Genomic DNA, 23,026 nt, shown 5'->3' on the forward strand with positions numbered 1-23,026 from the left:
ATGGTCGAGCTACCGGACAGACCCGGACGGCAGCCGTGAGTGAGCCCACACTCGAAACTCAAATCCACCGGATCCAGATGCAACTCGGGAACTGGCACGACAACCTCGCCACTCGCGTGGCCGGCGAAGCACAAGCGCTTTCTGACGAGATCAGCAAGCTGGCGGACCAGGACGACGTCGAAGCAGTTGAGGCTCTGGTCCAGCGAGCACACGACCAGATCATGACCAGCTGCGACCTCCTGCGCGATCTGAGACGTCGACTCCAGGATCTGCCGAAACCATGAGCCAGCTCACATTGCATGAGGCAATGGTTGTGATTCTCAGGCGCCACGGAGGCGGGTGGATGAGCCGCGACGATATGGCTCGGGGGATCGCCCCCGGTTAGGTGGCGCGCGTTGTGCGCCTACAAGTCAGGGGCCTGTGGCCGGGGGGAACTCCACTCATCCGGTATGTCGCGAATCGGCTTCCAAACGTGCAGCACTTCACCGTCGGTTCTTTCGGTGCCGCTATAGAGCGGCCCAGTGTTGAACCTGATGATCGGTCGCCTCCGAGCGAGCGGTAGGTGCTTGCCTTCGACGTTCTCTGGATGGAACGCAATGAGGCTTGTGCAGTGTCTTGCGATGTGCTCGTTGACGTTCTTGAGGCGACGAGGGCCCATCGTGCGAACACGCTCCGGACCTATGAGCCGGAGACTTATGAGACGCGTCCTATCGAGAGGAAGCCATATCTCGTCCGCGTCGTAGATCCCCACTCCCCGATAGGTGTCCTCTGGTGAGGGCAATGCCCAGATTGTGACTGGTCGGTCAGATGTGATGAGTTCGCCGTGCCGTGCTGCCTCAAGTGACCAGGCTCGCTGTTTGAGATGCTCGGCAACCTGGAGGCCGAGATTGAACATCAGGTCGATGCGTAGCTGCGCTGTGTCCTCTCGGGTGGGGAAGTCAGGTTGCATTGCAGAGGCGTTGACGAAGTCACAGGCACCCTGGACTTCTGTCTCGTGGGGTTCAAATCCGAGCACATTTCGCTCCAGGTAATCTCTCATCGACTCAGGGTCTATTGGAGGATCACCGATCGCTTCTATGACGTCGTGAGTGAATTCGAAGCTCAAGACGTGATCGGGATCGCGCGCTAGCTGAACTCCCATGTACAGAGCGAGGGTATCCCGTTCGCCCGATCCGCTCGGCGGGAGGGTCCGCTCCTCATCGATACGGTCTAATACCTCTTTGGCATCCTCTTCCAATGCACCGAGGGTTTGTTCCGCGGTTAGGGGCTGTTGCGGCACCTTGTAGAGCCCGATCACAGCCATCACGTTGCGAGTGTTGGATAAAAAAGTGCTCCCGTCTCGCGACCTCACCGCCACCTGGTTCCGCTCGTTTGCGAACCGCTTCAGATATGACTGGGGCACAAAGTGATGGAGCTTCGGTTCACTCATGGTGTCGACAGATTCCGCCTACGACCCGTGAGGCTTGAACGGCCATGATCACGGGGGGTAACCGCCAGCCTGATAGCGCATATCACCAAATCTCGGAGGGTTCCGCCCATATCTGAACCTCCCTGTCCCCGGGATCGGCACTTCTTGCTTGGCTGCCCGTATGGGTCGTGCCCAGCTCTTCCCACCACGGTGGCGTACTAGCGGCGCTCCTCTGGCGATGGACGTGCACCGAACGCCGCACCACTCAACGACCGAAGCTATTTCTGCCGCTCGTCACCCTCGTCAACAAGATAAGTATGAGGTGCGACGACGGCAAGATGCCAACTTCCACCCTCGTCGTTGAGCGCCAGATTCCCCTCGTTGTCATAGCGGACCCACCGAAGCCGGAGATTCCCCGTGGTGCCGTCGATGGTCGCCTTACCTCTGGCCTCGGCCACGCATGACTGCGTGTACTCGACTCGCTCGAGCACTACATCGGTGACTTCGTGCATGTCAAACCATGACTTCGCGTACTCGGCAGCCTGGCCAGCCGACTTATGGCCAATGAGCTGAGGAGGCATGAGCGGCACGAGCTTTCCCCACTGCTTCTTCTGCCATGCCTCGAAGAACAGCTTCGATAGAGCGACCACCTCATCACTGTCGAAAGCTTCCCTCTCACGGCTTATGGTCCAGGGCTCGAACAGTTCTCGCGCCTTCTTCTTGCGGCCGTGCTCTGCGAGCCGGCCGAACGTCTCCCGCAACGTAGGTGGCGGTGGCTTAGTGTCTTCTGTGGCCTTCTTCGTGGTTGCGATGCTCCAGTCGACGACAGCGAAGAGGAGGTTCCAAGCCTTCGTCGCCACAACGATGTTGTTGAAGTTCACGACGGAGCCGTGGACGATGCCGTGGCGGTGAACCTCGAACACCTCCTCATCGATTCGCTTCTTGATGGTCTTCAAGAACGGTTTCAATGCATTGGTGAGTCCCAAGTGATGGCCGGTCACGCTGTCCCAGGCGACCATCTCGTCGGCATCGCGAGCTGCGAGGCCCTGCCGCTCGCTTGCCTCGAAGTCGTTGACGAAGCCGTCCATCACTGAGATGAGAAGCAAGGTGCATGCATCGAAGCGCCCGGCGTCGTAGTCCTCCCGAGCCCTCACCAGCAAATGGTGGCGCTCACTCAGTCCGGGAACACCACGGAGTCTCAGCAGATGCCACTTTGTCGCTTCGGCGTCCCTGTACAACTCAATGAGTCGATGCTCTGCCTCATCCGGCGTGGAAGTCTCATCGAGGATGGCGTCGACTTCCCTGAGGTTCATCCAGTCGGTGAAGACCCAGTGGCGCGCCCCTAGGCGTTCGTAGAACGCATCGACGCGATCGGCCATCTCGTTCATGCGCGTTTCCAGCTCGGCAATCTCGCTGCGCTTCTCGCGCATCACGAAGAATGTCAGGGCCTTGAACGCCTTGAGCTGCTGTCGCATCTCAACAAACGACGGCAGATCGTGTGCGGAGCGGTATGGGGACGTGCCCGATGAGTCGCTCGTGGTGCTATCCATTCCTGGATTGTATCGAACTAGTGTTCGGCTGAGCAGCCCCGCCTTCCTCAAGGCCGGGTGTCGAGCCTAGAAGGTGAGTCGCCTCCGATCCTGGGTAACAGGCAATACCCTGAGAGCATGATGAGTTTTGAAGGAACCGCCAATGGCCTGCCAGCCAAAGTGACGCTTCAGTCCGGCAAGGTATCCGTTGAGCTCGATGACAAGACTCACGGACCGAAACCGATAGTTGGCTCTGTCAAGAACCTCGACAAGGGAGCAGCCTGGGCAATCGGGTTGGGGTCGATCCGAGTCCGGTTCGTTGCGAATGACCCCGAAGCATTCACGCGACAGCTCATCCAGGGATTGATCGGTGCTCAGGAATCTCCAGCCGAGCTCTTCGAAAACATGTATCAGATGGCACCGACCGTTGCTGAAGGTATAGCGTCGATGAGCCGTCTTCTCGAGAACATCACTCTTACTTCGGAGATGCTGGGCGAAGAGCCGCCTGACTATTCGGACACCAAGAAGAATCTGGAACTTCTGGCAAGCCGTCATCGAGAGTTCATGGAGCGATTGGCTCCACTTGGTTGGACCTTCTCGAGAGTCCTCGACCGTGGAGTGCCCGTCCGCTTCTACCGAGTTGCCGCCAAGTTCATCGAAGTTGGATCAGACCCCGACGACGTAGACGAGTGGCTGGCTCCGCTTGTCCTCGACAGCTCGGAGCTTGAGAGGGTTGTTGGGGAGGTCGCCGCTCTCCCGGTTCGAGCCATATGGCAGTGGGCGTTCCTGGCTGGGGAAGCTGCCACTGCAACGAATGCCGGACTATTCGCGGTGGCCGCCGAAGCTTGGATCACCATTGCGGAAGGGCTTTGGCGTGATCTCCGCACCTGGCTTGGAGGGCAAGGAACGTTCTACCGCAAGGGTGACCTTGTAAACCAGACCCTGACAGAACGCCTGACCCAGTCGTGGGAATCACTGGTTGTGGCCCACGACTACATGAGTCGATCAGTCAACCGCACAATGCTGGAACCAATCGACCGGGCTCCCACTTCACGGCATGCGTTGTTGCACGGTCGAATAGCGGGCGCCGTCCGGAGTGTCCACGCAGCCAAGGCACTGACGATGATCGATGGAATCCTTGAGCAGGCGCAAGAAGCCATCAAACTCGCCGAACCGGCCGAGTTGGAAACGCCACCGTGGATCGACGGAGGGGCGGTCTTGTAACTCCCAACCTGGAACCATGACGTTTACGGGCTAGCCCTGAGGAGAAACGGTTTCGCCACCCAGCCGATGACCCGCACTTCCCTCTCGGGCCCTGGTTCCACCTCTTCAGCTGAGGCTGCGATATTGGCTTCGCTTCCGCATCTGCCTGCCGACATGTACTTCGTCGGCGAGAGCGAGCTCGACAAGGCTCTCCTCTCGCTGGACGAGCCGGGCGAGGTGGGCAATGGCGTCGGTTCTGTCATTCGAGTCGGTCAGGCGAACAACAAGCGTGCCAGCCTCGTGCAGGGCCCTTGCGACGGCCTCTGGCTCGTCCAGGCTGTATCGACTCACGATCCGTTCCAGTAGGTGATGAATCAGTGGGAGGGCGTCAGCGATCGCCGTCGACAGGACACCCGCCTTGCCAGCCTCGACGAGGCTGGCAGGATCGGAGCCAGTGGGCAGGCTGGCGATTCTCACGTGGGCTCCGTCGGTTGTCACCGTTGGCATGTCAGCGACCCGCTCCGCCACCTGCGCGCCGGCGCCATCGCCGTCGAATGCGAGAGTGATTGTGGAGGCGATACCTTGAAGCGTGGAGAGGTGATGTTGGGTGACCGCCGTGCCACCAGTTGCCACAGCGTGGTTGATGCCAACTTGGTGGGCTGCGATCGCGTCGGTGTATCCCTCGACGATTACGGCATGCCGCTGCTCGGTTATGGCCGGTGCGGCGAGGTGAAGACCGTAGAGCAGTCTCGACTTCTTGTAGAGGTCGGTCTCGGGGGTGTTCATGTACTTCGGTCCGTCGCCCGCAACAAGCCGACCGGCTAGGCCTCGTGGATTGCCTTGCTGGTCGAGGATTGGGAAGATCACTCGATTGCGCATCAGGTCGTAGAGCCGTCCCTGGCGGGATCGTCGCACAACACCGGCCTCGACGAGCAGATCGTCCTTGAAGCCATGTCGGCGGAGGGCGGTCGTCAGCGACTGCCACGAGTCAGGGCCGAATCCCAGCTGCCATCGCTCCACCGCTTCCTCATCAATGCCCCGGCTGCGAAGGAAATCGACGGCTGACGCACCAGTCGGCTCCTGAAGTTGCTTTCGGTAGAACACTGTGGCAGCTATCAGGATCTCTTCGAGGTCCTTCCTGCGGGGTGGTTGCCGGTCTTGCGCTGGCCGGGCGGTCTCGAGATCCCGGACCTCGACCAGCGATCCGTCCCTGGCGGGTTCGCGCTCGAGCTGGCGTTCCTGTTCGAGCTGGGTGAGAACCTGGCGGGCGCAGCCGATCACCCGGTTGGCTGTGGCGGCCACCTTGGTCACGTCACCGCCTGACCAGGAGGCGACGTAGGGGAGGCTGTAGCCGGCGCTGTCGATTCCGAGGGCGGCGCACACCATGTAGGCCACGGATTCGGCTTCCACCTCGACGATCCCGCGACATGACGGTCTGCCGTCCGAGGTTGGTTCGTGGAGCCGCACGTGGGCAAGCTCATGTACCGCTGTTTTGAATCGCTGCGCTCCGGGAAGGCTGGCACGCACCACCACGTCTCGCTGTTGCCAGTCGGTGATGCCGTTGGCTTCGCCGAGTCGTTCGAGATCGGCGACTTGGAGGTCGAATCCGGCCCCGGTGATCAGCCCGCTCACCTGTTCCCAGTGGGAGGGGAGATCTCCTTCCACCAACGCCACCGGCACCTCTGGGAGTGCTTCGCCCTCGGTCTGGGCGAGGTCGAAGACGTGGACGACCCGGAACCCAACAACCCGTCGTTCCTCGTCTTCACCGTTTTCGGGGGTGACCTTGCGCACGACGGGGGCGAGGATCTGCAGCCCCTTTTCGCCGCGCCTCACATGCCGGCCGAGTTCCTGCCACGCCCGATAGCCGGCGACCCGGCTCGGGGTGAACCCGCGAGCCAACGACTGTGCCCAGATCAGCTGGGTGTTGGAGAACGAGTAGTCGTGGAATCGGGCGGCGACGGCCAGAGCCTTTTGCCAGTCCTCGGAGGTGACGAGCTCCTGGAGCGATGCCTGCAGCTGTTCGTGGAGATGGTCCACGGCGTCGCTGCGATTGGTCGTCGGTTCGGCGGATTCCACCCCTCGATAGTGCGGTGAGACCCTGTCAGCGGAGTGTCAGCGGCCCTGTCAGAGACCCTCCAACTCAGATCGGCCGGGCTGTCCAGATGCCGCTCATCGATTCGACTCCGCCGTATACCAGCGTTTTCAGGCCTCCGAGCAGAAACGCATGGGGTTGGCGTCCCGGTCGGGAATCGACTGACCGTGCGGCCGGCGGTTGGGCAGCACCGTCTCAGCACCCATGAGATTTCATTCCCGAACCGCTCGAATGGTCACGGGATGACAGGGTCCTCCTCCACGATCGGCCACATGAGCCAGATCGAACGAAGGAACGCGATGACAACCGAGCATCGCGACCACAGCAACACGACAGCGACCGCGACCAGCCCTGTCACCCGTCTCGCATCCAACCCCCCTCAGCGCCACACGCACGTGCAACAAGTTGCCTGGAGACTCCTGGCCGACCATTCGAGAGGGTCCGGATGCTGAGCATCGCCAAGGCCCACAAGGACTACTACCTCCAGAAACTGAGCGAGATCACACCCAGGGAGGACTACTACCTTCGAGGTGGAACCGCCACGGGTCGTTGGCACGGCAGCGGCGCCCTCGAACAGGGGCTGAAGGGCACCGTGTCAACGGAGGGCCTGGTGCGCCTCTTCGACGGACAACACCCGATGACGGGGGAAAAGCTTGGCCGTCAGCTCCGCAAGGACGGGGTGGCGGCCTGGGATCTGACGTTCTCCGCTGACAAGTCGGTGTCGCTGCTGTGGGCGTTCGGCGACGACGAGGTCCGCCGCCACGTCGTCGAGGCGTTCGAGGAGTCCACCGCAGAGGCCGTCGCCTACCTCGAGTCGGTGGCGTCGTCGACCCGCGGCGCATCCCGAACTCCGGTCGTGGACCGCGAGGGGAAGCCGATCCTCGATGACGATGGGAGACAGCGTCATCGGATCGAGACCTGGCCGATCCGCACCACAGGCTACGTCTCGGCATGGTTCACCGAATTCACGAGCCGAGCAGACGATCCCCAACTCCATACTCACGTCGTCGTTGGGAACCGGGTGAAGGGCGTCGACGGGGCGTGGCGGGCCATCGACGGGCGCCTGTTGTACCGGCACAAGCTGGCCGCTGGCTACCTCCACGAAGCCGAACTGCGTCACCGCCTCACCGACCGACTCGGGGTCCGCTGGCAGCCGGTCCGCAACGGTGTGGCGGACATCGAGGGCTTCTCCCGGGAACAGATCATGGTCTTCTCGCAAAGACGCCAGGCGATCGAGGAGTGGCGTAACTCCCACGGATACGCCGACACCGCAGCCGCCAACGAGGTCGCCACGCTGGCGACACGGAGTCCCAAACAGGACCACCCCATCGACAACCTAATGCCGGTGTGGCTGGAGCGGGGCGCCGGGATAGGAATCACCCCCGAGACGGTGGCCGCCGTGTTGGATCGCAGCCGGGAGGTCACGGTGCCTGACCCCGACCCCATCCACGACCGGATGGCCTCCGCCGGAGGGCTCACCGCCCAGGCATCGACCTTCGGACGAGGTGACGCCATCAAAGCAGCAGCAGAAGCCCTCCCCGAAGGCGGACGAAGAAGTGACGTCGAAGCCCTCGCCGACACCTTCCTACGTCGCTCGGACGTGGTCCCGATCCTCCCCATCCACCCCACCAGTGACGCACTTAGCGACCTGCCGATCGAACTCGACCCCGCCGAACTCGCCCGGCTGCTAGAGCTCGTCAACTCGACGAAACCACCAACCATGCGGCGCCGCGACGGCGACGTCTTCCCCGGCCTGGTCAACGAACGCCGCTACACAACCACCGAACTTCTCACCATCGAACAGCGGATCATCGACCGCGCCCAGAACGGTATCGCAGCCGACCGGTGGACAGCCCGTGAGGAGAAGGTGGAAGCCGCCCTCGCCGCGCACCCGGACCTAACAGGCGGCCAACGGGCGATGGTCCATCAGTTCACCGGGTCCGGAAACGCCATCGACATCGGCGTGGGGGCAGCCGGAACCGGCAAGACCACCGTCATGGCCATCATCGGGGAACTCGCCACCGAGACCGAAACCCCGGTGGTTGGAACGGCGTTGGCCGCTCGGGCCGCAGCCGGATTCGAGACCGCCACCGGCATTCCCTCGACCACACTTACCCGCTTCCTGTGGGAGACCAAGGCAGCCGGTGGCCTCCCTACTGGCGCCATCGTCGTCGTCGACGAGGCAGGCATGGTCGGCAGCCGCCAGCTCGCCGATATGTCTGATCTGGTCGAAGAAGCATCCGGCAAGCTGATCTTGATAGGAGACCACCATCAGCTCGCCGAGATCGACGCCGGCGGGCTCTTCGCCGGGCTCACAGCTCGCCTTCCCGCGGTCGAATTGACCGAGAACGTTCGACAGGACCAGGAGTGGGAACGCTCTGCCCTCGTCGAGCTTCGTCACGGGTCGATCTCACGGGCGGTAGCCATGTACAACCGGCGCGGGAAGATCAACGTCGCCGCCAGCAACGACGACACCATCACCCAGGCGGTCGACGCCTGGTACCGCGACCTCCAAGAGATCGGCGACCCAGCCCAGGTGCTGCTCATCGGGCACCGCAACACCACCGTCAACCAGCTCAACCGGCAGGCTCGCGCCCGCATTGCTGAATCCGGATTGCTCCACGGACCGACGGTGAGCACTGGCGATCGCATCCTCCAGGCCGGAGACAGAGCCGTGTGTCTCAAGAATCGGACCAGGCTCGGGGTGCTCAACGGCGACCTGGGCACCGTCACGGCAGTCGACACCGAATGGCGAACCGTCACACTCCGGCTCGACCGCAACGACAACACCGTGACCGTTCCGCATTGGTACCTCGACGACGGCCACCTCGACTGGGGCTACGCCCTGACCGGACACAAGGCCCAAGGCGCAACCGCACGCCGCGCCCACACGGTCGCGGGCGACGGCGTCGACCGGGAATGGATCTACGTCACCCTGAGCCGAGGCCGCGAAGCCAACACGATCTACCTGACCAACCCGGAACTTGACGACGGAGAGTGCTTGCATCTAGCGCGCCAGCCCCCCGACCGACTCCCATCCCTCATCGCCGCCCTCGGCCGCAGCGCCGCAGAGCCAGCGGCGATCGACACCGGACGTGGGCCCCGCATACTCACCGACGAGCAGTTGAACCAGCGGTTGGCCGACCCGGAGTGGCATCTACGGGTATCGAGAGGGCCGTGGCTCGCGGACGACATCGGTGACAGCGCTGAACCGCTTGTTGAGTATCTGGCAACGCACAGAGAGGCCCGTGCTCGTCATCGTGACCACCTTGCAGCCATTGCATACGAGCCCCCTCAATGGATCGTCAATGCAATCGGAGAGCGGCCCACGGAACCCGATCGTCGCGTCACCTGGGATCTGATCGTCGACCACGCAGTCAGCTACCGCGCTGAGCACGCCGTGGCAGACCAGGCTTCTGGGCTTCTCGGTCCACAGCCTGAGGGTGATTCGATAGCCGAGCGCGTCGCCTGGGCGGTCGCCAATACGAACGTCGAGCGTGGCGTAAGTCGTCTCAACCTCGAGGGCAGAAACCTGGAGTCAGATGGAGGCAGGTCGCTCTGTTGAATCGGCCTGACATCAACCTCGATCGGATCTCGCCGCCTGAGCCACGTCACTAGGCGTATGAGTGCTCCGACGATCCAGGCGAGGAGCGCTGCGCCATGTTGGAGTCGACTTCCCTAGACTGGCGTCGTGGCGCCCGATGTAAACACGAGCGACCTGATCGGTTCGGCCGAGGTGGCCGAGATCATCGGTCTCTCTCACACAACCAGCGTCACGACATATCTCAAGCGATACCCGGACTTCCCGAGGCCGGTTGTCGATCTGAGTAAGAGCCGAGTTCGGCTATGGAGACGACAGGACATTGTGGAGTGGTGCAAGCAGCGGTTGAAGAAGTCGTGACTCACGAGATCGTCGATGGGTCGGTGAGTGGTGGCCCCAGTACCAGCCAGACGATCATGGTTGCCAGCCTGCAGCACTTGCTCAGGGTTGTTCCGGCCGACGCGCCACCCAGCGGGTATCGATCTGCCGTCATGGAAGAGAACGTCCTTGGGAAGGAGACCATGCGCGCTCGCGAGTGGGCTTTTCGGCAGCTCCGTCGCTTCTACGGTCTAGACCCCGACGTCTTGCTGTTTCGAGGGCTTCGCGATTTGTGGCCGGACGACCCGGTCGGTCAGCCTCTCCTCGCCATGTTGTGTGCCCTCGCTAGGGACGCTGTCCTGCGCTCAACGGCCGGGGTCATCCTGAATTCAGAACCGGGTGTGCCCGTTGGCCCTACGGACTTTCGCTCGACCATTGAGGAGGCCTTCCCTGGCGTGTATGGCGACAAGACCCTTCGCACTGCTGCTGGGAACGTTGCATCTTCCTGGTATCAGGCTGGCCACTTGGACAAAGAGACACGGACGGAGAAGGTCCGAAGTCGGGCGACGGCTACACCGGCCGACCTTGCCTATGGCCTACTACTCGGACACATAGAAGGTCACAGAGGCCAGGCATTGTTCGACACTCTTTGGACAAGGGTTCTCGACCAGCCGGCATCACGCCTTACCGACCTTGCGGTTACCGCGTCGCAGCGAGGTCTGATCGAGTTCAAGAACGCGGGTGGCATCGTTGACGTCGGCTTCACCGTGCTATTGCGTCCCTTTGATGACGAGGCTTCGTCGCTGTGAGTTACGTCGACCAACTCGTCGAGGCCTACCGGAAGTTCGTGGCTCTCCCATGGCAGGAGAACCTGGCTCCTCCGCAACGGGTGTGGATGACCGTGTACCCACCTGAGCACGAGCGCCGACTACGACTCCATCTGCCCGCGTTCAAGGCGGCGACCACCGAACACAACCGAGCCTGGGCGCTGATCGACATCACCATCTCCTTCGAGCAGTGGATGGCCGACCACGAGTACCGAGACGCCTACTTCGAGGATCCCGAACTCTTGGAGACGGCACTCCCTGCCTTCTTCGACCATCTTGTGGAGCATGTGCGAGCGCGTCTTGCTGAGCAACCAGATCCGAAGGGAGTTGTGGCAGTTCTCGGTGCGGGCACGCTGTTCGGTTTGGGTGACGCGGTCAAGGTGTCCGCTCTGCTCAACGCGGTCAATGATGCGGTCGCCGGCCGATTGTTGATCTTCTTTCCGGGTGAGCACGAGGGCAACAGCTATCGCCTCCTCGACGCCCGAGATGGATGGAACTACCTGGCGACGCCGATCACACCAAACGGGAGAAACGGATGACCATCACGAACAGGGAACTCTTCCACCGGGACCCTACCGCCACGAAGATCCCCAACGACGGAGTGGCCAAGGTCGTCCGTCCCGAGACCGACCAGCAATGGGACGTCTTGCACTGGGAACTCCGGAGCTTCGTGTGCGATGGTCAGTACGCCCTCGGTCTTGAGCGGATACTCGACAGCTTCCTCAAGAACCTGACCCAATCAGAGCAGCCAGCCGTCTGGATCAGCGGGTTCTACGGGAGCGGCAAGTCGCACCTCGTCAGGGTTCTCGAGCACTTGTGGCGCGACGTGGAGTTGCCAGGCGGCGACCGCGCACGCGAGCTCGTATCGCTCCCGGAGGAGATCAGTGACCACCTGGTCGAGCTGTCAACCGAGGGCAAGCGCAACGGGGGCCTCTGGTCTGCTGCCGGCACGCTGGCATCAGGGAAAAGCGACGAGGTGCGCATCGCCTTCTTATCGGTGCTGTTCGAGGCAGCCGGGCTGCCAGAGCAGTACCCGCTGGCCCGCTTCATGATCTGGGCCAAGGAGATCGGTTATCTCGACCACCTCACCGAAGCAGTCACCCAAGCCGGCCGGACACTCGACAAAGAGATCCACGATCTCTACGTCTCACCTGTGATTGCGAAGGCACTCCTCGAAGCAGATCCGAGTCTCGGCGACACCGTGAAGGACGTTCGCGACCTTCTCAAGACGCAGTTTCCGCCTACCACCCGAGACATCGACCGTGACGAGATGCTCGACGTCATGGAACGGGTCCTTGCCTTCCAGTCGACCACAGACGGGAAGGTCCCGCTCACCTTGATCGTCCTCGATGAGATGCAGCAATACATCGGTGATGACAACGAGAAAGCGATCACCGTTCAGCTGATTGCCGAGGACTGCTCGTCCCGCTTCGAGAACCAAGTCCTCATCGTTGCCACCGGCCAGAGTGCGCTGACGGCCACCCCAACCCTCCAGAAGCTCACGGAGCGGTTCACGGTGATGGTTCCGCTGTCCGACCAGGACGTTGAATCGGTGATTCGCGAAGTCGTGCTCCGCAAGCGCCCGGAGTTCGTCCCGGAGCTCAAGTCCACCCTCGAGTCGGTGAGCGGCGAGATCGACAAGCACCTTGCAGGAACCCAGCTTGCCCCGAAAGCGGCCGACAAGCCCGACCTCGTGCCGGACTACCCGCTCCTCCCCACGCGCCGCAGATTCTGGGAACTGGCGCTCCGAGCGATCGACCGCGCCGGCAAGGCTGGCGTCCTACGAACTCAGCTTCGGATCATGCACGAGGCCGCGGCCCGGGTGGCCGGAGAACCGATTGGTCACGTGGTCGGCGCTGACTTCCTCTACGACGAGCAGGCCCCGGGCATGCTGCAGAGCGGGGTCCTTCTCAAAGAGATCGACGAACTGATCGCCACCATGCGCACCGAGGGCGCCGACGGCGAGTTGAAAGCCCGGATCTGCGCCCTGGCCTTCCTGATTTCCCAGATTCGCCCGAAGACCATTGGTGCGGAGGGGCTGCGTGCCACTGCCCCGTTCCTGGCAGACCTCCTCGTGGAAGACCTCGCCGATGACGGAGCGAAGCTGCGTAAGAAGGTGCCCGAGATGCTTGACGTCCTCGTAAAGGACGGGCGCCTGATGCGCATCGAGGACGAGTACCGGCTCCAGACGGAAGAAGGGGCCGAGTGGGAGAAGGAGTACAGCAGCCGTCTCGCCGCCATCCGCGACGACGCAAGCCGCATGAATCAGCTCCGCAGCGAACGGATCGTCGCTGCTGTGGACGGTGCGCTCAGTGGACTGAAACTCGCACAGGGAGCCAGTAAGACGCCCAGGAAGGTTCAGACATACTGGGGTCAAGACGAGCCGTCGACAGTCGACGGGGACGTCCCAGTGTGGATTCGCGACGAGTGGTCGGTGACGGAGTCAGCCGTCAAGAAGTCGGCCGCTGAAGCTGGGGACGAGAGTCCCGTCGTTTTCGTCCTCCTCCCCAAGCACGAAGCCGACCAGATCAAGGACGCCCTCGCCAGCTACGCCGCGGCCGAGGACACGCTACGAAGGCCCACACCGCAAACCGATGAGGGCAAGGAGGCACAGCGGGCGATGAAGACCCGTCTCGCTACCGACGACGAGCGGCTCAAATCGCTCTTCCAGGATGTCGCTGCCCGCGCCCGAGTATTCCAGGGTGGCGGCGCCGAGGTCACCACGTCGACGCTCCGCAGCGCCGTCGAGACCGCCGCCAACCGGTCACTGATTCGGCTCTTTCCGAAGTTCGGCGCCAGCGACAACGCCAACTGGGGGAAGGTGGTGTCCAAGGCGCGAGACGGCGCCCCAGACGCCCTCGCCGCTATCGGCCACCACGGCGAGCCGACCACGCACCCAGTGTGCAAGGAGGTGCTGGCTTCTGTCAGCCCGGGCGGTACCAAAGGCGCTGACCTGCACAAACGGTTCGCCGGATCCCCGTACGGCTGGCCCCGGGATGCCGTGAACGGGGCGATCCTCACGCTTCTTGCCGCGGGCCACATCCGAGCCGGCCAGGACGGAAAGGACCTCGCCGGACCCAAGGAGTTGCCTCCAACGCAGATTGGCAAGGTCACCTTGTACAAGGAAGACGAACCGCCGACGATGGGGCAACAGCTCGCAATAAGAAGCTTGCTCACCGCAGCCGGAGTCGCATATGAACCCAGCCAGGAAGGCGCGCAGATCCCGGCCCTCCTCCAGCGGCTCAAAGACTTCGCGGGGCGCTCTGGGGGTGCGCCACCGCTCCCCGAGTCACCCGATGTCGATCATATTGACGCCCTGCTAGCCCTGGGAGGCAACCAGCGGTTCCGCGCCGTGGCCGACGACCACGAACGACTCAGTCAGGAACTCGAACAATGGCGCGCCGCCGACCAGAAACGGGAAAAGCGGGAGGCGGAATGGCTTGACTTACAGCGTCTGGTCCGTCACGCCGCCGGGCTTCCAGTCGAGGGAGCAGTCCAGTCTGCGGTCTCGGCGATTCGTGATGGCCGTCAGCTTCTCGATGAGCCCAACCCGCTCTCACCAATCCTGGATGAGCTGGCCGACGCCCTCCGCTCGGACGTCTTAGGTCGCGCCGAAGAGCTCGCTGCTGCGCAGCGAGACGCCATCGCCGATCTCGAGACGTGGGAAGGGTGGAACGATCTCAGCCCAGGCGATCGCGAGTCGATCATCGCCGAGTCCAAGCTGAATCCCGCAGCCGCGCCAGACGTCGCCACCGATGCTCAACTCCTCGACACACTCGATGCCACTCCCTTGAGCTCCTGGCAGGATCGGATCAGCCTTGTCCCGAGTCGGCGGGATCAAGCCCGCCACCGCGCCGCGACGAAGCTCGAGCCCGAAAGCGTTTCCATCGAGCTTCCGTCAGCGACCATCAAGTCCCCAGACGATCTTGACGCGTACGTCGACGAGCTACGCGCCAAGGTGCAGCCCCATCTCGATGCGGACAAGACGGTGATCATCTAATGGCGAAGACGACACCGCTCTCGCCATCGTTGCGGAAGCAACTCGAAACGGCGATCCTGGCTGGTCGCCGTGCTGCTGAGAGTGCATCACGGGCTGCGATCGATGGGTTGGGCGTGTTCGCGGATCGGCGACCCGAGCATCTCAACTCCGAGCAGGCGTCATTGCGGGTCGGGTTGCGGACCAAGTGGCGTCAACTGGGGGATGATCGAGAGCTGCTGATCGCCGAGTGTGCATATGAGCAGTGGCACCGGCTCCTGTTCGCCCGGTTCCTCGCCGAGAATCGGCTGTTGCTCCACCCTCAGTTCCGGGCGGCGGTGACGTTGGCAGAGTGTGAGGATTTGGCTCCGGAGTTGGGTGAGCCGGATGGCTGGTCGGTGGCGGCCCGGTTTGCCTCGGAGATCCTGCCTGGAATCTTCCGGGTGGATGATCCCTGTGTCCGATTGCGGCTGGCGCCAGAAGGACGGCATGCCCTCGAGGAGATCCTGGCGGGGATCCCGCCAGAGGTGTTCCAGGCTGGCGATTCCCTGGGGTGGGTGTATCAGTTCTGGCAGAAGGACAAGAAGGACGAGGTCAACGCATCGGAGCGGAAGATCGGCGGAGCGGATCTGGGACCGGTTACGCAGCTGTTCACCGAGAACTACATGGTCCGATTCCTCTTGGAGAACTCACTGGGGGCGTGGTGGTCGGCGCGGCATCCCGACAGCCCGCTGGTTAAGGGCTTCGACTACCTCAGACTCGATGATGAGGGTCAACCAACAGCGGGATCGTTTGACGGGTGGCCCGATCGAGCCGCTGAGGTGACCCTGATGGACCCGTGCTGTGGGTCGGGTCACTTCCTGGTAGAGGCATTTTCGATGTTGTGGCGGATGCGGGCCGAGGAAGAGGGGCTCAGTCCGACCGACGCGCAGGATGCGGTGTTGCGGGACAACCTGTTCGGCCTGGAGTTGGATCCCCGGTGCGTCCAGATCGCCATGATGGCGGTGGCCCTGCAGGCGTGGAAGGCAGGGGACGGGTGGCGTGAGCTGCCGGTGCCGAACATCGCCTGTTCAGGTATCCCGGTGAAAGCCCCGGTAGACGAGTGGAAGGCTCTGGCGGAGGGTGATGAGCGCCTTGAGAGCGCCCTTATCCGTCTACACATCCTGTTCCGCGAGGCCGACACCTTCGGCAGTCTGATCGAGCCCAAGCGGGCAACTGAGATCAGCGACCCCACCCAATTGCAACAGTCGTTCGAGGATGTGGAGTGGGACGCGGTCGCTCCCCTACTCGAGAAGGCCGCATCAAGGGAGAGTAACGACCCCGCAATCGCTGTGCTCGGCGCTGACGCTGCCAGCATCGCCCGGGCCGCCGACTACCTCAGCCGTCGCTACTCCCTCGTCGCGACCAATGTCCCATACCTCGGGCGTCAGTTCATGGAGCGGCATCTACGGGACTACTGCGACCGGTACTACTCCGACGCGGCGTTTGACATCGCAACATGCTTCGTTGATCGCATGTCTCGGATGGGGGCGGTCGGATCTACCCGCGCAGTAGTGCTGCCGCAGAACTGGTTGTTCTTGGGCAGCTACTCGAAGATCCGATGTCGCCTTCTGGACGAGCTGACGTGGGCAATGTGTGTCCGCCTCGGGCCGGGTGCGTTTGAGGAGATAAGTGGCGAGGTGGTTCAGGCAAGTCTTCTGATTGCCAACGCTGGACCGCCCGATCCCGGTCATGCAATGGCGCTCTTGGACGCTCGTTCCGAGCGGCCAGCAGCTAGGAAGGCGGAAGCACTCCGCGCGGGGGCGCCGTTGTTGATCGACCAAGGCACGCAGAGATCGAACCCGGATTGCGTTGTGGCTTTCGAACTGCTCGGCACTGGCCCGCTCTTGAGCGAGTACGCCGACAGCATCCAAGGTTTCATCACTGGCGACAACGAACGATTCCGACGGTTCTTCTGGGAGATCGGGTCGCTAACGAACGACCTCAGCTGGGATCGTATTCAGACGACGGTGAACGTCACACGGGCGTATGGAGGGCGTTCGGAGTACATGCGCTGGGAGCAAGGCCACGGGCACCTGGCGACTAGCCCGCAAGCGCGGGTCCAAGGGCTCCAGGCACGCGGTCGGCGCGGGGTCGCGCTCGCGCGGCTAGGCCAGCTCCCGGCGACTCTGTTCGATGGTGACTTCTTCTCAGACGCCGTCGGTTTGGTCGTGCCTCGCAACGAAGCCGACCTCCGCGCGGTTTGGGCGTTCTGCAGCTCGGATAGCTATTCGGCGGCTGTTCGAGCGATCAACACGAAGCTGAGCGTCGCAAACGCAACTCTCGTCAAAGTGCCATTCGACATCGACCACTGGCGCACGGTCGCCGAGGGCGCTGGTCCTCTACCGGAGCCGTGGTCGGACGATCCGACGCAGTGGCTATTCGAGGGCCGTCCGGAGTTGTCGACGGCCTCCTTGCAGGTGGCGGTAGCGAGGTTGGTGGGGTATCGCTGGCCAGAACAGCCACAGTCGGACGATCTCGAAGGGTTCGCCGACTCGGATGCGATTGTGTGCTTGCCGTCGGTGGCAGGTGAACCCCCTGCGGCCGATCGGGTGCACCGTCTGTTGGCGACGGCCTACGGGGAGGCCTGGTCGCCGGCCATGGTTAAGCGACTCCTGGAGGCGTCAGGCTCGAAGAAGACGAGCTTGCCGGGTTGGCTGCGGGATGACTTCTTCAAACAGCACTGCGCCCTATTCGGGAACCGCCCGTTTGTCTGGCACATCTGGGATGGACAGCGTGACGGGTTCTCGGCGTTCGTGAACTACCACCGGCTGGATCGTAAGAACCTTGAAAAGCTGACCTACACGTATCTGGGCACAGATTGGGTGGAGCGGCAGAAGGCTGAGGTGCGTGATGAGGTGGCAGGGGCGGAGGCCCGGTTGGTGGCTGCGCTGGAGCTGCAGGCCAAGTTGGAGCAGATCCTGGAGGGAGTTGCACCGTTCGATGTCTATGTCCGGTGGAAGGAACTGCATGAGCAGCCAATCGGGTGGGAACCTGATCTCAACGACGGGGTGCGGCTCAACATCCGTCCCTTCGTCGAGGCCGGGGTGCTGCGCTCCAAGTTCAACATCCACTGGCGTAAGGACCGAGGCAAGAACCCGGACGGGTCGGAGCGCCACAACGACGTCCAGCTCACCCTTACCGACAAACGAACCGCACGCCAGAAAGCCGGCAAGCAATGAGCGAGACGGTGCGCGATCGTCTGGCTGGCCGTCTCGGAGAGGCTCTCGAGTACAACGCCAACGCGTTTGCGCCCCCGGTGGCGCTGCTATGGCCGGATGAGGGTCGCCATTGGCAGCAGGTGATCCCTCGAATCGCCAAGGAGCGACCGGTGCTGACGCTCGGCCCATTCGACCCCGACGCGAATCGGGGACCCGCGTATTGGATTCGGTGTGTGGTTGCTGGCACGGTCGAGACCCACCTTCCGGACGGAATCCCGGTGGTCTACCTCCCTGGGGTCGGTCGGAACTCGCTCCGTGCCGTCGAATCGTGTCCCTCGGACCTTGCGCCCATCGCCGAGCTTCAGTACCGGAGCCAGTGGTTCTCACACCCGAACGGCCGCGATTGGACGGCCTGGGCCTTGCTGTCGCATGCCGAATATGGCCTCGGGCTTCGCATCACTGATAGCGCAGATGCGGTGAGCGCGCTCCAGCTCGCCCTTGATCGGCTGATGGACGAGCGGATCGATCGGCTGGAGCGGCTGGTACTCGATGCCGACTTTTTCCACGATCTGGTCAATCCCGATCCGGTGCGCAGCCTGCTCGGTTGGCTCGATGACCCGATCGACTTCAGGTCACGATTCGACGAAGCGCAATGGAGCGCGTTCCTGCAGCAGTGCAAAGCCGACTTCGGGTTCGACCCGACGCTCGATGGCGAGATCAGCGCCGCGCGCAAGCTCGGAGATCGGGAGGAAAAGTGGGGCGAGGTATGGAAGCGCTTCGCCGAGACGCCGGAGCGGTATCCGGGGATCCCCGAGCAACTCCGCAAGGCCAGGCCCCAAGAGCAGCTCACCCTTGGGGAACAAGGACACTCCGAAAGCTGGCCGCAGGACAACGAAGCAGCCGAGAAGGACCTGCGCCAACGTTTGAAGGGATTCGACAGCCTCACACCGGAGGCTGCGCGCACAGAGATAGTGAAGCTTGAAGCCTCTCATGCATGGCGGCGCAGCACCATCTGGGCCGACCTAGACCACGCCCCCCTTGCTTTTGCCCTGGAGCAGCTTGCTGCCCTAGCAGACCTAGCTATGCAGCCCCTGGCGACGGATGGTCTGACCGAACTCATCCGGGACTATGTAGACCGGGGATGGAGGGCGGACGACGCTGCCCTGCGGGCCTTGAAGGCGGTCGAGTCCGGGCCAGACCGGGAGGCGGTCGCAGTGACAATGGACGCCCTTTATCGGCCGTGGATCGATGAGGGAGCCAAGACGCTCCAGTCGATCATCGGCCCTATGGCCAACTCCGGTACCTACGAGACCGGCGCGCCCGCCAGTCCTGCCCCAGGGACCGTCACAGTGTTCATCGACGGCCTTCGCTTGGACATCGCTCACCGGGTGAGGGAGCGGTTGGCCGCCGTGGGCCTTGACGTCGATGCCGGCATAAGCCTCGCGGCGTTGCCCACCGTCACGCAGACCGCCAAGCCGGTCCTTGCTCCAATCCCTCGGGGTGCCCTGACGGCGGGCCCCGACTTGCATCCGGCGAATTCGGTCACCGGTACGAGGGCGTCAGTCCAGGTGCTGCGCTCACTGATGAAGGACAACGGGGTCCAAGTGCTCGACTCGACTGATGTCGGTGACCCAACCGGTACGGCATGGGCTGAGGCCGGTGAGATCGACCATCGAGGCCACGATGTCGGCAGTCGTCTCGTCGACTACCTCGATCAGGAGGTGGATCGGATCGTGGGGCGGGTCCGCGAGTTGCTAGAAGCAGGCTGGCAGAGAGTCGAGGTGGTGACCGATCACGGGTGGATACTCCTTCCCGGCGGGCTGGAAAAGGTCGATCTCCCTCCGGCCACGACCGAGGTCAAGAAGGGTCGATGCGCCCGCCTCAAGGCGGGGTCGGTCGTCGAGACGCCGACGGTGCCATGGTTCTGGGATCAGGACGTCCGGATCGCCATCGCGCCTGGCGTCACATGCTTCGAGGCCGGCAAGGAGTACGAGCACGGCGGCGTCAGCCCCCAAGAGTGCATCGTTCCTCGGCTCACCGTGACCGTCGGTGTGTCCCCGATGGCCACCGATGGACCGGAGATCACGTCAGTCAAGTGGCTGGGTCTGCTGTGCCGAATCGAGCTGACCGGTGCCGGCTCAGGTGTGATCGCGGATCTTCGGGCACTTCCTGCCGATCCAAAGACCTCCATCGCCGAAGAGGCCAAAGAGACATTCCGCGAGGGCAAGGTTTCGCTGATCGTCCCCGACGAAGAACACGAGGGCGAGCCAGCACACCTGGTACTGGTCGGTCCCGATGGTCAGATCCTGGTCCAGCGCCAGCTGATAGTGGGGAGAAACCGGTGAGCGACCTCGACCAGCTCGACCAACTCGCCGCTCAGGTGTTCGAGGGTTACCTGGTCCGCAAGGATCTTGCCCAGCAGTTCCGCGGCCAGTACCCGGTGCCGACATACGTTGGCGAATTCCTGCTGGGTCGATACTGCGCCACGACCGACCCCGACGAGATTGCCGAGGGGTTAGCGATCGTCGAGCGTTCCATGAAGGAGCGGACCGTCCGCGCCGGGGAGGAGGAGCTCTTCAAGTCGCGGGCACGGGAAAAGGGCCGGGTCAAGATCATCGATCTTCTCCGAGCGAAGCTCGACGCCAAAGCAGATGCCTACAAGGCAGAGATGCCCAGCCTCCAGCTCAGCGGCATCCACATCTCCGACGAGCTGGTCAACGAGCACGACCGCATGCTCACCGGCGGCTTCTATGCCGAAGTCACACTCGAGTACATCGCCGCTCTGGGCCGGGAGTCGGGAGGTCAGCCGTTCCGGGTCGAGGCGGTTCGGCCGATCCAGATGTCCACCAGGGACGCCTTGGACACGTTCGTCGCCGGCCGAAAGCGGTTCACGCTCGAGCAGTGGCGGCACCTGTTGCTACGTAGCGTCGGCTTCGAGCCCGATCGGTTCACGCCGCGGGAACAGGACGTGCTCTTGGCACGCATGGTTCCGTTCGTCGTTCCCAACTACAACGCTGTCGAGCTGGGCCCACGTGGGACCGGCAAGTCCCATCTTTTCCAGCAGATCTCGCCATATTCCCACCTAGTTTCTGGGGGCAAAGCGACCGTCGCCAACATGTTCGTGAACAACACGACGGGCCGCAGGGGCCTCGTTGCTCAGTACGACGTGGTCTGTTTCGACGAGGTGGCCGGCGTGTCGTTCGATACCAAGGAGGGGGTCAACATCCTGAAGGGCTACATGGAGGCGGGCGAGTTCAGCCGCGGCAAGGAGAGCATCCGCGCTGACGGCGGCATTGTCATGGTTGGCAACTTCGACGTCGACGTGGTCGAGGAGTTGCGACAAGGGCACCTGTTCGGTCCAATGCCCAAGGAGATGCGGGACGACACGGCGTTTCACGACCGGATCCACTCTTACCTGCCGGGATGGGACGTGCCCAAGCTCCACCCGTCCTACTTCACCGACCACTTCGGCTTCGTCAGCGACTTCCTCGCCGAGTGCTGGAGTCAGGTTCGTCGCACCTCGCGGCTGGACGTCACCCAGGGTCGGCTGTCGTGGGGCAGCCAGCTGAGCGGGCGAGACCGCAAGGCGGCCGATAACACGGTCAATGGATTGCTGAAACTCCTTTGGCCTGACCCGGAGATGGACGTATCGGACGAGGCGCTTGCCTGGGCTGCCGAGCTTGCGCTGGAGCTTCGTCGCCGCGTCAAGGAGCAGCAGGCATTCATCGGCGCCGCTGAGTTTGGGAAGGTCGACCTGAGCTACCGCATCGGTGACGGTCCCGAGAAAGTTGTTTACTGCGAGGAGAGCGTCCGTCACCGACTTCGAATGGAATCCGAGGAGAAGGCTGGCGGGCCTGAGAGAACGCCGTCGCTGCCGATCCCCGAGCCAGACGAAGTCACAACTGGCAGCGCGGCAAGGCACTACGCACCCGGTGACGAGATCGACGGACGTTTCGAGGTTCTTGAGGTGCTCGGCGAGGGTGGCTTCTCCAGGGTCTACAAGGTCGTTGATCTCGTGGAAGGCGAACAGCGGGCCTTGAAACTGTTCGAGAGCGCCGCCGGCTATGAGGCGGTCCGTCGTGAGATCGGCGCTTTGCGCATGGTCCATCACCCCAATGTCGTTACGGTCTTCTGGGCCGACAAGACCGCGGACGGGGACTGGTACCTCGTTTCGGAGTTCATCGACGGCGAGTCACTGGAGGAGTACACGTCGGGCGACCGACACCTTCGGGATCGAGAGGCGATCGACGTGGCACTCGACGTGCTCGATGCGCTGGTGGCCATTCACCCCGACGCCGTCCGTCTCTCAGAGCTTGAGGAGAAGCGCCGGGGCGGTGAGCTGTCTCAGGACGAGTACTACGAGATGCAGGAGCTGCAAGAGCACGGCCTCGTCCACCGAGACATCAAGCCCCTGAACATCATCCTCACCCGCCAAGGAGCCAAGCTGCTCGACTTCAACATCGCATCCCGAGTCGGTGACCCCGTGAAGACCCTGTCGGGGACACCCCCGTATCAGGCCCCGGATGCCGACTACACCCGGTGGGACGTGACGACGGATTTGTTCGCCGTCGGAGTCGTCTTGTACGAGCTGCTCTGCAACGGAGAGCACCCGTACCCCGGTGGCAAGCCCATGGTTGGCGAAGCAGTTCGAGATCCACGGTCGGTCCGCCCTGATCTCAGCGCCGACCTGGCGAAGTTCCTCGTCAAGGCGTGCGCACCAGCTCGCAGTGATCGATTCATCACCGCTCAGGAGATGAAGGGCGCGCTCGAGGAAAGTCGAGCTACCGGGTGAATCTCATCTATCGAACCGGACGCCTACCCATGGGAGGGAGACGCTCGGGTGACAAATTGGCAGCGGTCATAATCACGGACATGTACGCGGCAACGTCGATCCCAGGAAGTCAGCATGTGGCGCCGCGTTGATCTGCACAA

General features: G+C 62.9%; 13 protein-coding genes. 10 read left to right on the plus strand and 3 right to left on the minus strand.

Features of this window, described 5'->3' with window-relative positions; all coding sequences use genetic code 11:
* Positions 1 to 35 precede the first annotated feature (35 nt).
* Complete coding sequence (locus P1T08_03320) at positions 36 to 284, plus strand: hypothetical protein (protein ID MDF1595122.1); 249 nt, start codon at positions 36 to 38, stop codon at positions 282 to 284.
* 119 nt (positions 285 to 403) lie between these two features.
* Here P1T08_03320 and P1T08_03325 read toward each other — a convergent pair whose 3' ends face one another.
* Positions 404 to 1,429, minus strand: coding sequence for a DUF4238 domain-containing protein (locus P1T08_03325; GenBank protein MDF1595123.1), 1,026 nt, complete (start codon positions 1,427 to 1,429; stop codon positions 404 to 406).
* A gap of 257 nt (positions 1,430 to 1,686) precedes the next feature.
* Positions 1,687 to 2,958: a hypothetical protein gene (locus P1T08_03330; protein MDF1595124.1), complete on the minus strand. Its 1,272-nt coding sequence runs from the start codon at positions 2,956 to 2,958 to the stop codon at positions 1,687 to 1,689.
* A 117-nt stretch (positions 2,959 to 3,075) separates the two neighbouring features.
* On the opposite strand from P1T08_03330, the gene P1T08_03335 reads away from it, so the two are divergent.
* Positions 3,076 to 4,161, plus strand: coding sequence for a hypothetical protein (locus P1T08_03335; protein MDF1595125.1), 1,086 nt, complete (start codon positions 3,076 to 3,078; stop codon positions 4,159 to 4,161).
* A 105-nt stretch (positions 4,162 to 4,266) separates the two neighbouring features.
* Here the strand turns inward: P1T08_03335 and P1T08_03340 are convergent, their stop codons facing one another.
* Entirely contained in the window at positions 4,267 to 6,216 is a 1,950-nt protein-coding gene (locus tag P1T08_03340; GenBank protein MDF1595126.1) for an ArdC-like ssDNA-binding domain-containing protein, read from the minus strand.
* A 461-nt stretch (positions 6,217 to 6,677) separates the two neighbouring features.
* Here P1T08_03340 and mobF point away from each other — a divergent pair, with 461 nt between their 5' ends.
* From mobF to brxL, 8 genes are all read left to right on the plus strand, one after another.
* Entirely contained in the window at positions 6,678 to 9,797 is a 3,120-nt protein-coding gene (gene mobF, locus P1T08_03345) for a MobF family relaxase (GenBank protein ID MDF1595127.1), read from the plus strand.
* A 126-nt stretch (positions 9,798 to 9,923) separates the two neighbouring features.
* The gene (locus tag P1T08_03350) at positions 9,924 to 10,133 is read left to right on the plus strand and encodes a hypothetical protein (protein ID MDF1595128.1); all 210 of its coding nucleotides are present in this window, start codon (positions 9,924 to 9,926) and stop codon (positions 10,131 to 10,133) included.
* Positions 10,106 to 10,900, plus strand: a complete 795-nt coding sequence (locus P1T08_03355) for a hypothetical protein (GenBank protein ID MDF1595129.1) — start codon at positions 10,106 to 10,108, stop codon at positions 10,898 to 10,900. Before P1T08_03350 ends, P1T08_03355 begins: the two co-directional genes overlap by 28 nt.
* On the plus strand, positions 10,897 to 11,457 hold the full coding sequence (locus P1T08_03360; GenBank protein MDF1595130.1) for a DUF1788 domain-containing protein: 561 nt from the start codon (positions 10,897 to 10,899) through the stop codon (positions 11,455 to 11,457). Before P1T08_03355 ends, P1T08_03360 begins: the two co-directional genes overlap by 4 nt.
* Positions 11,454 to 14,918: a BREX system P-loop protein BrxC gene (gene brxC, locus P1T08_03365; protein MDF1595131.1), complete on the plus strand. Its 3,465-nt coding sequence runs from the start codon at positions 11,454 to 11,456 to the stop codon at positions 14,916 to 14,918. Before P1T08_03360 ends, brxC begins: the two co-directional genes overlap by 4 nt.
* A complete protein-coding gene (locus tag P1T08_03370; protein MDF1595132.1) occupies positions 14,918 to 18,115 on the plus strand; it encodes an SAM-dependent DNA methyltransferase in 3,198 nt (1,065 codons plus the stop codon). Before brxC ends, P1T08_03370 begins: the two co-directional genes overlap by 1 nt.
* 8 nt (positions 18,116 to 18,123) lie before the next feature.
* Positions 18,124 to 20,439, plus strand: coding sequence for a BREX-1 system phosphatase PglZ type B (gene pglZ / locus P1T08_03375; GenBank protein ID MDF1595133.1), 2,316 nt, complete (start codon positions 18,124 to 18,126; stop codon positions 20,437 to 20,439).
* Positions 20,436 to 22,886 carry a BREX system Lon protease-like protein BrxL gene (gene brxL / locus P1T08_03380; protein ID MDF1595134.1) on the plus strand — a complete coding sequence of 817 codons (2,451 nt, stop codon included), beginning with the start codon at positions 20,436 to 20,438 and terminating at the stop codon, positions 22,884 to 22,886. The genes pglZ and brxL overlap by 4 nt, the downstream gene beginning before the upstream one ends.
* The last annotated feature ends 140 nt before the right edge of the window (positions 22,887 to 23,026 follow it).

The sequence above is a fragment of the Acidimicrobiia bacterium genome, assembly GCA_029210695.1.
Lineage (GTDB): Bacteria > Actinomycetota > Acidimicrobiia > Spongiisociales > JAHEDJ01 > JAHEDJ01.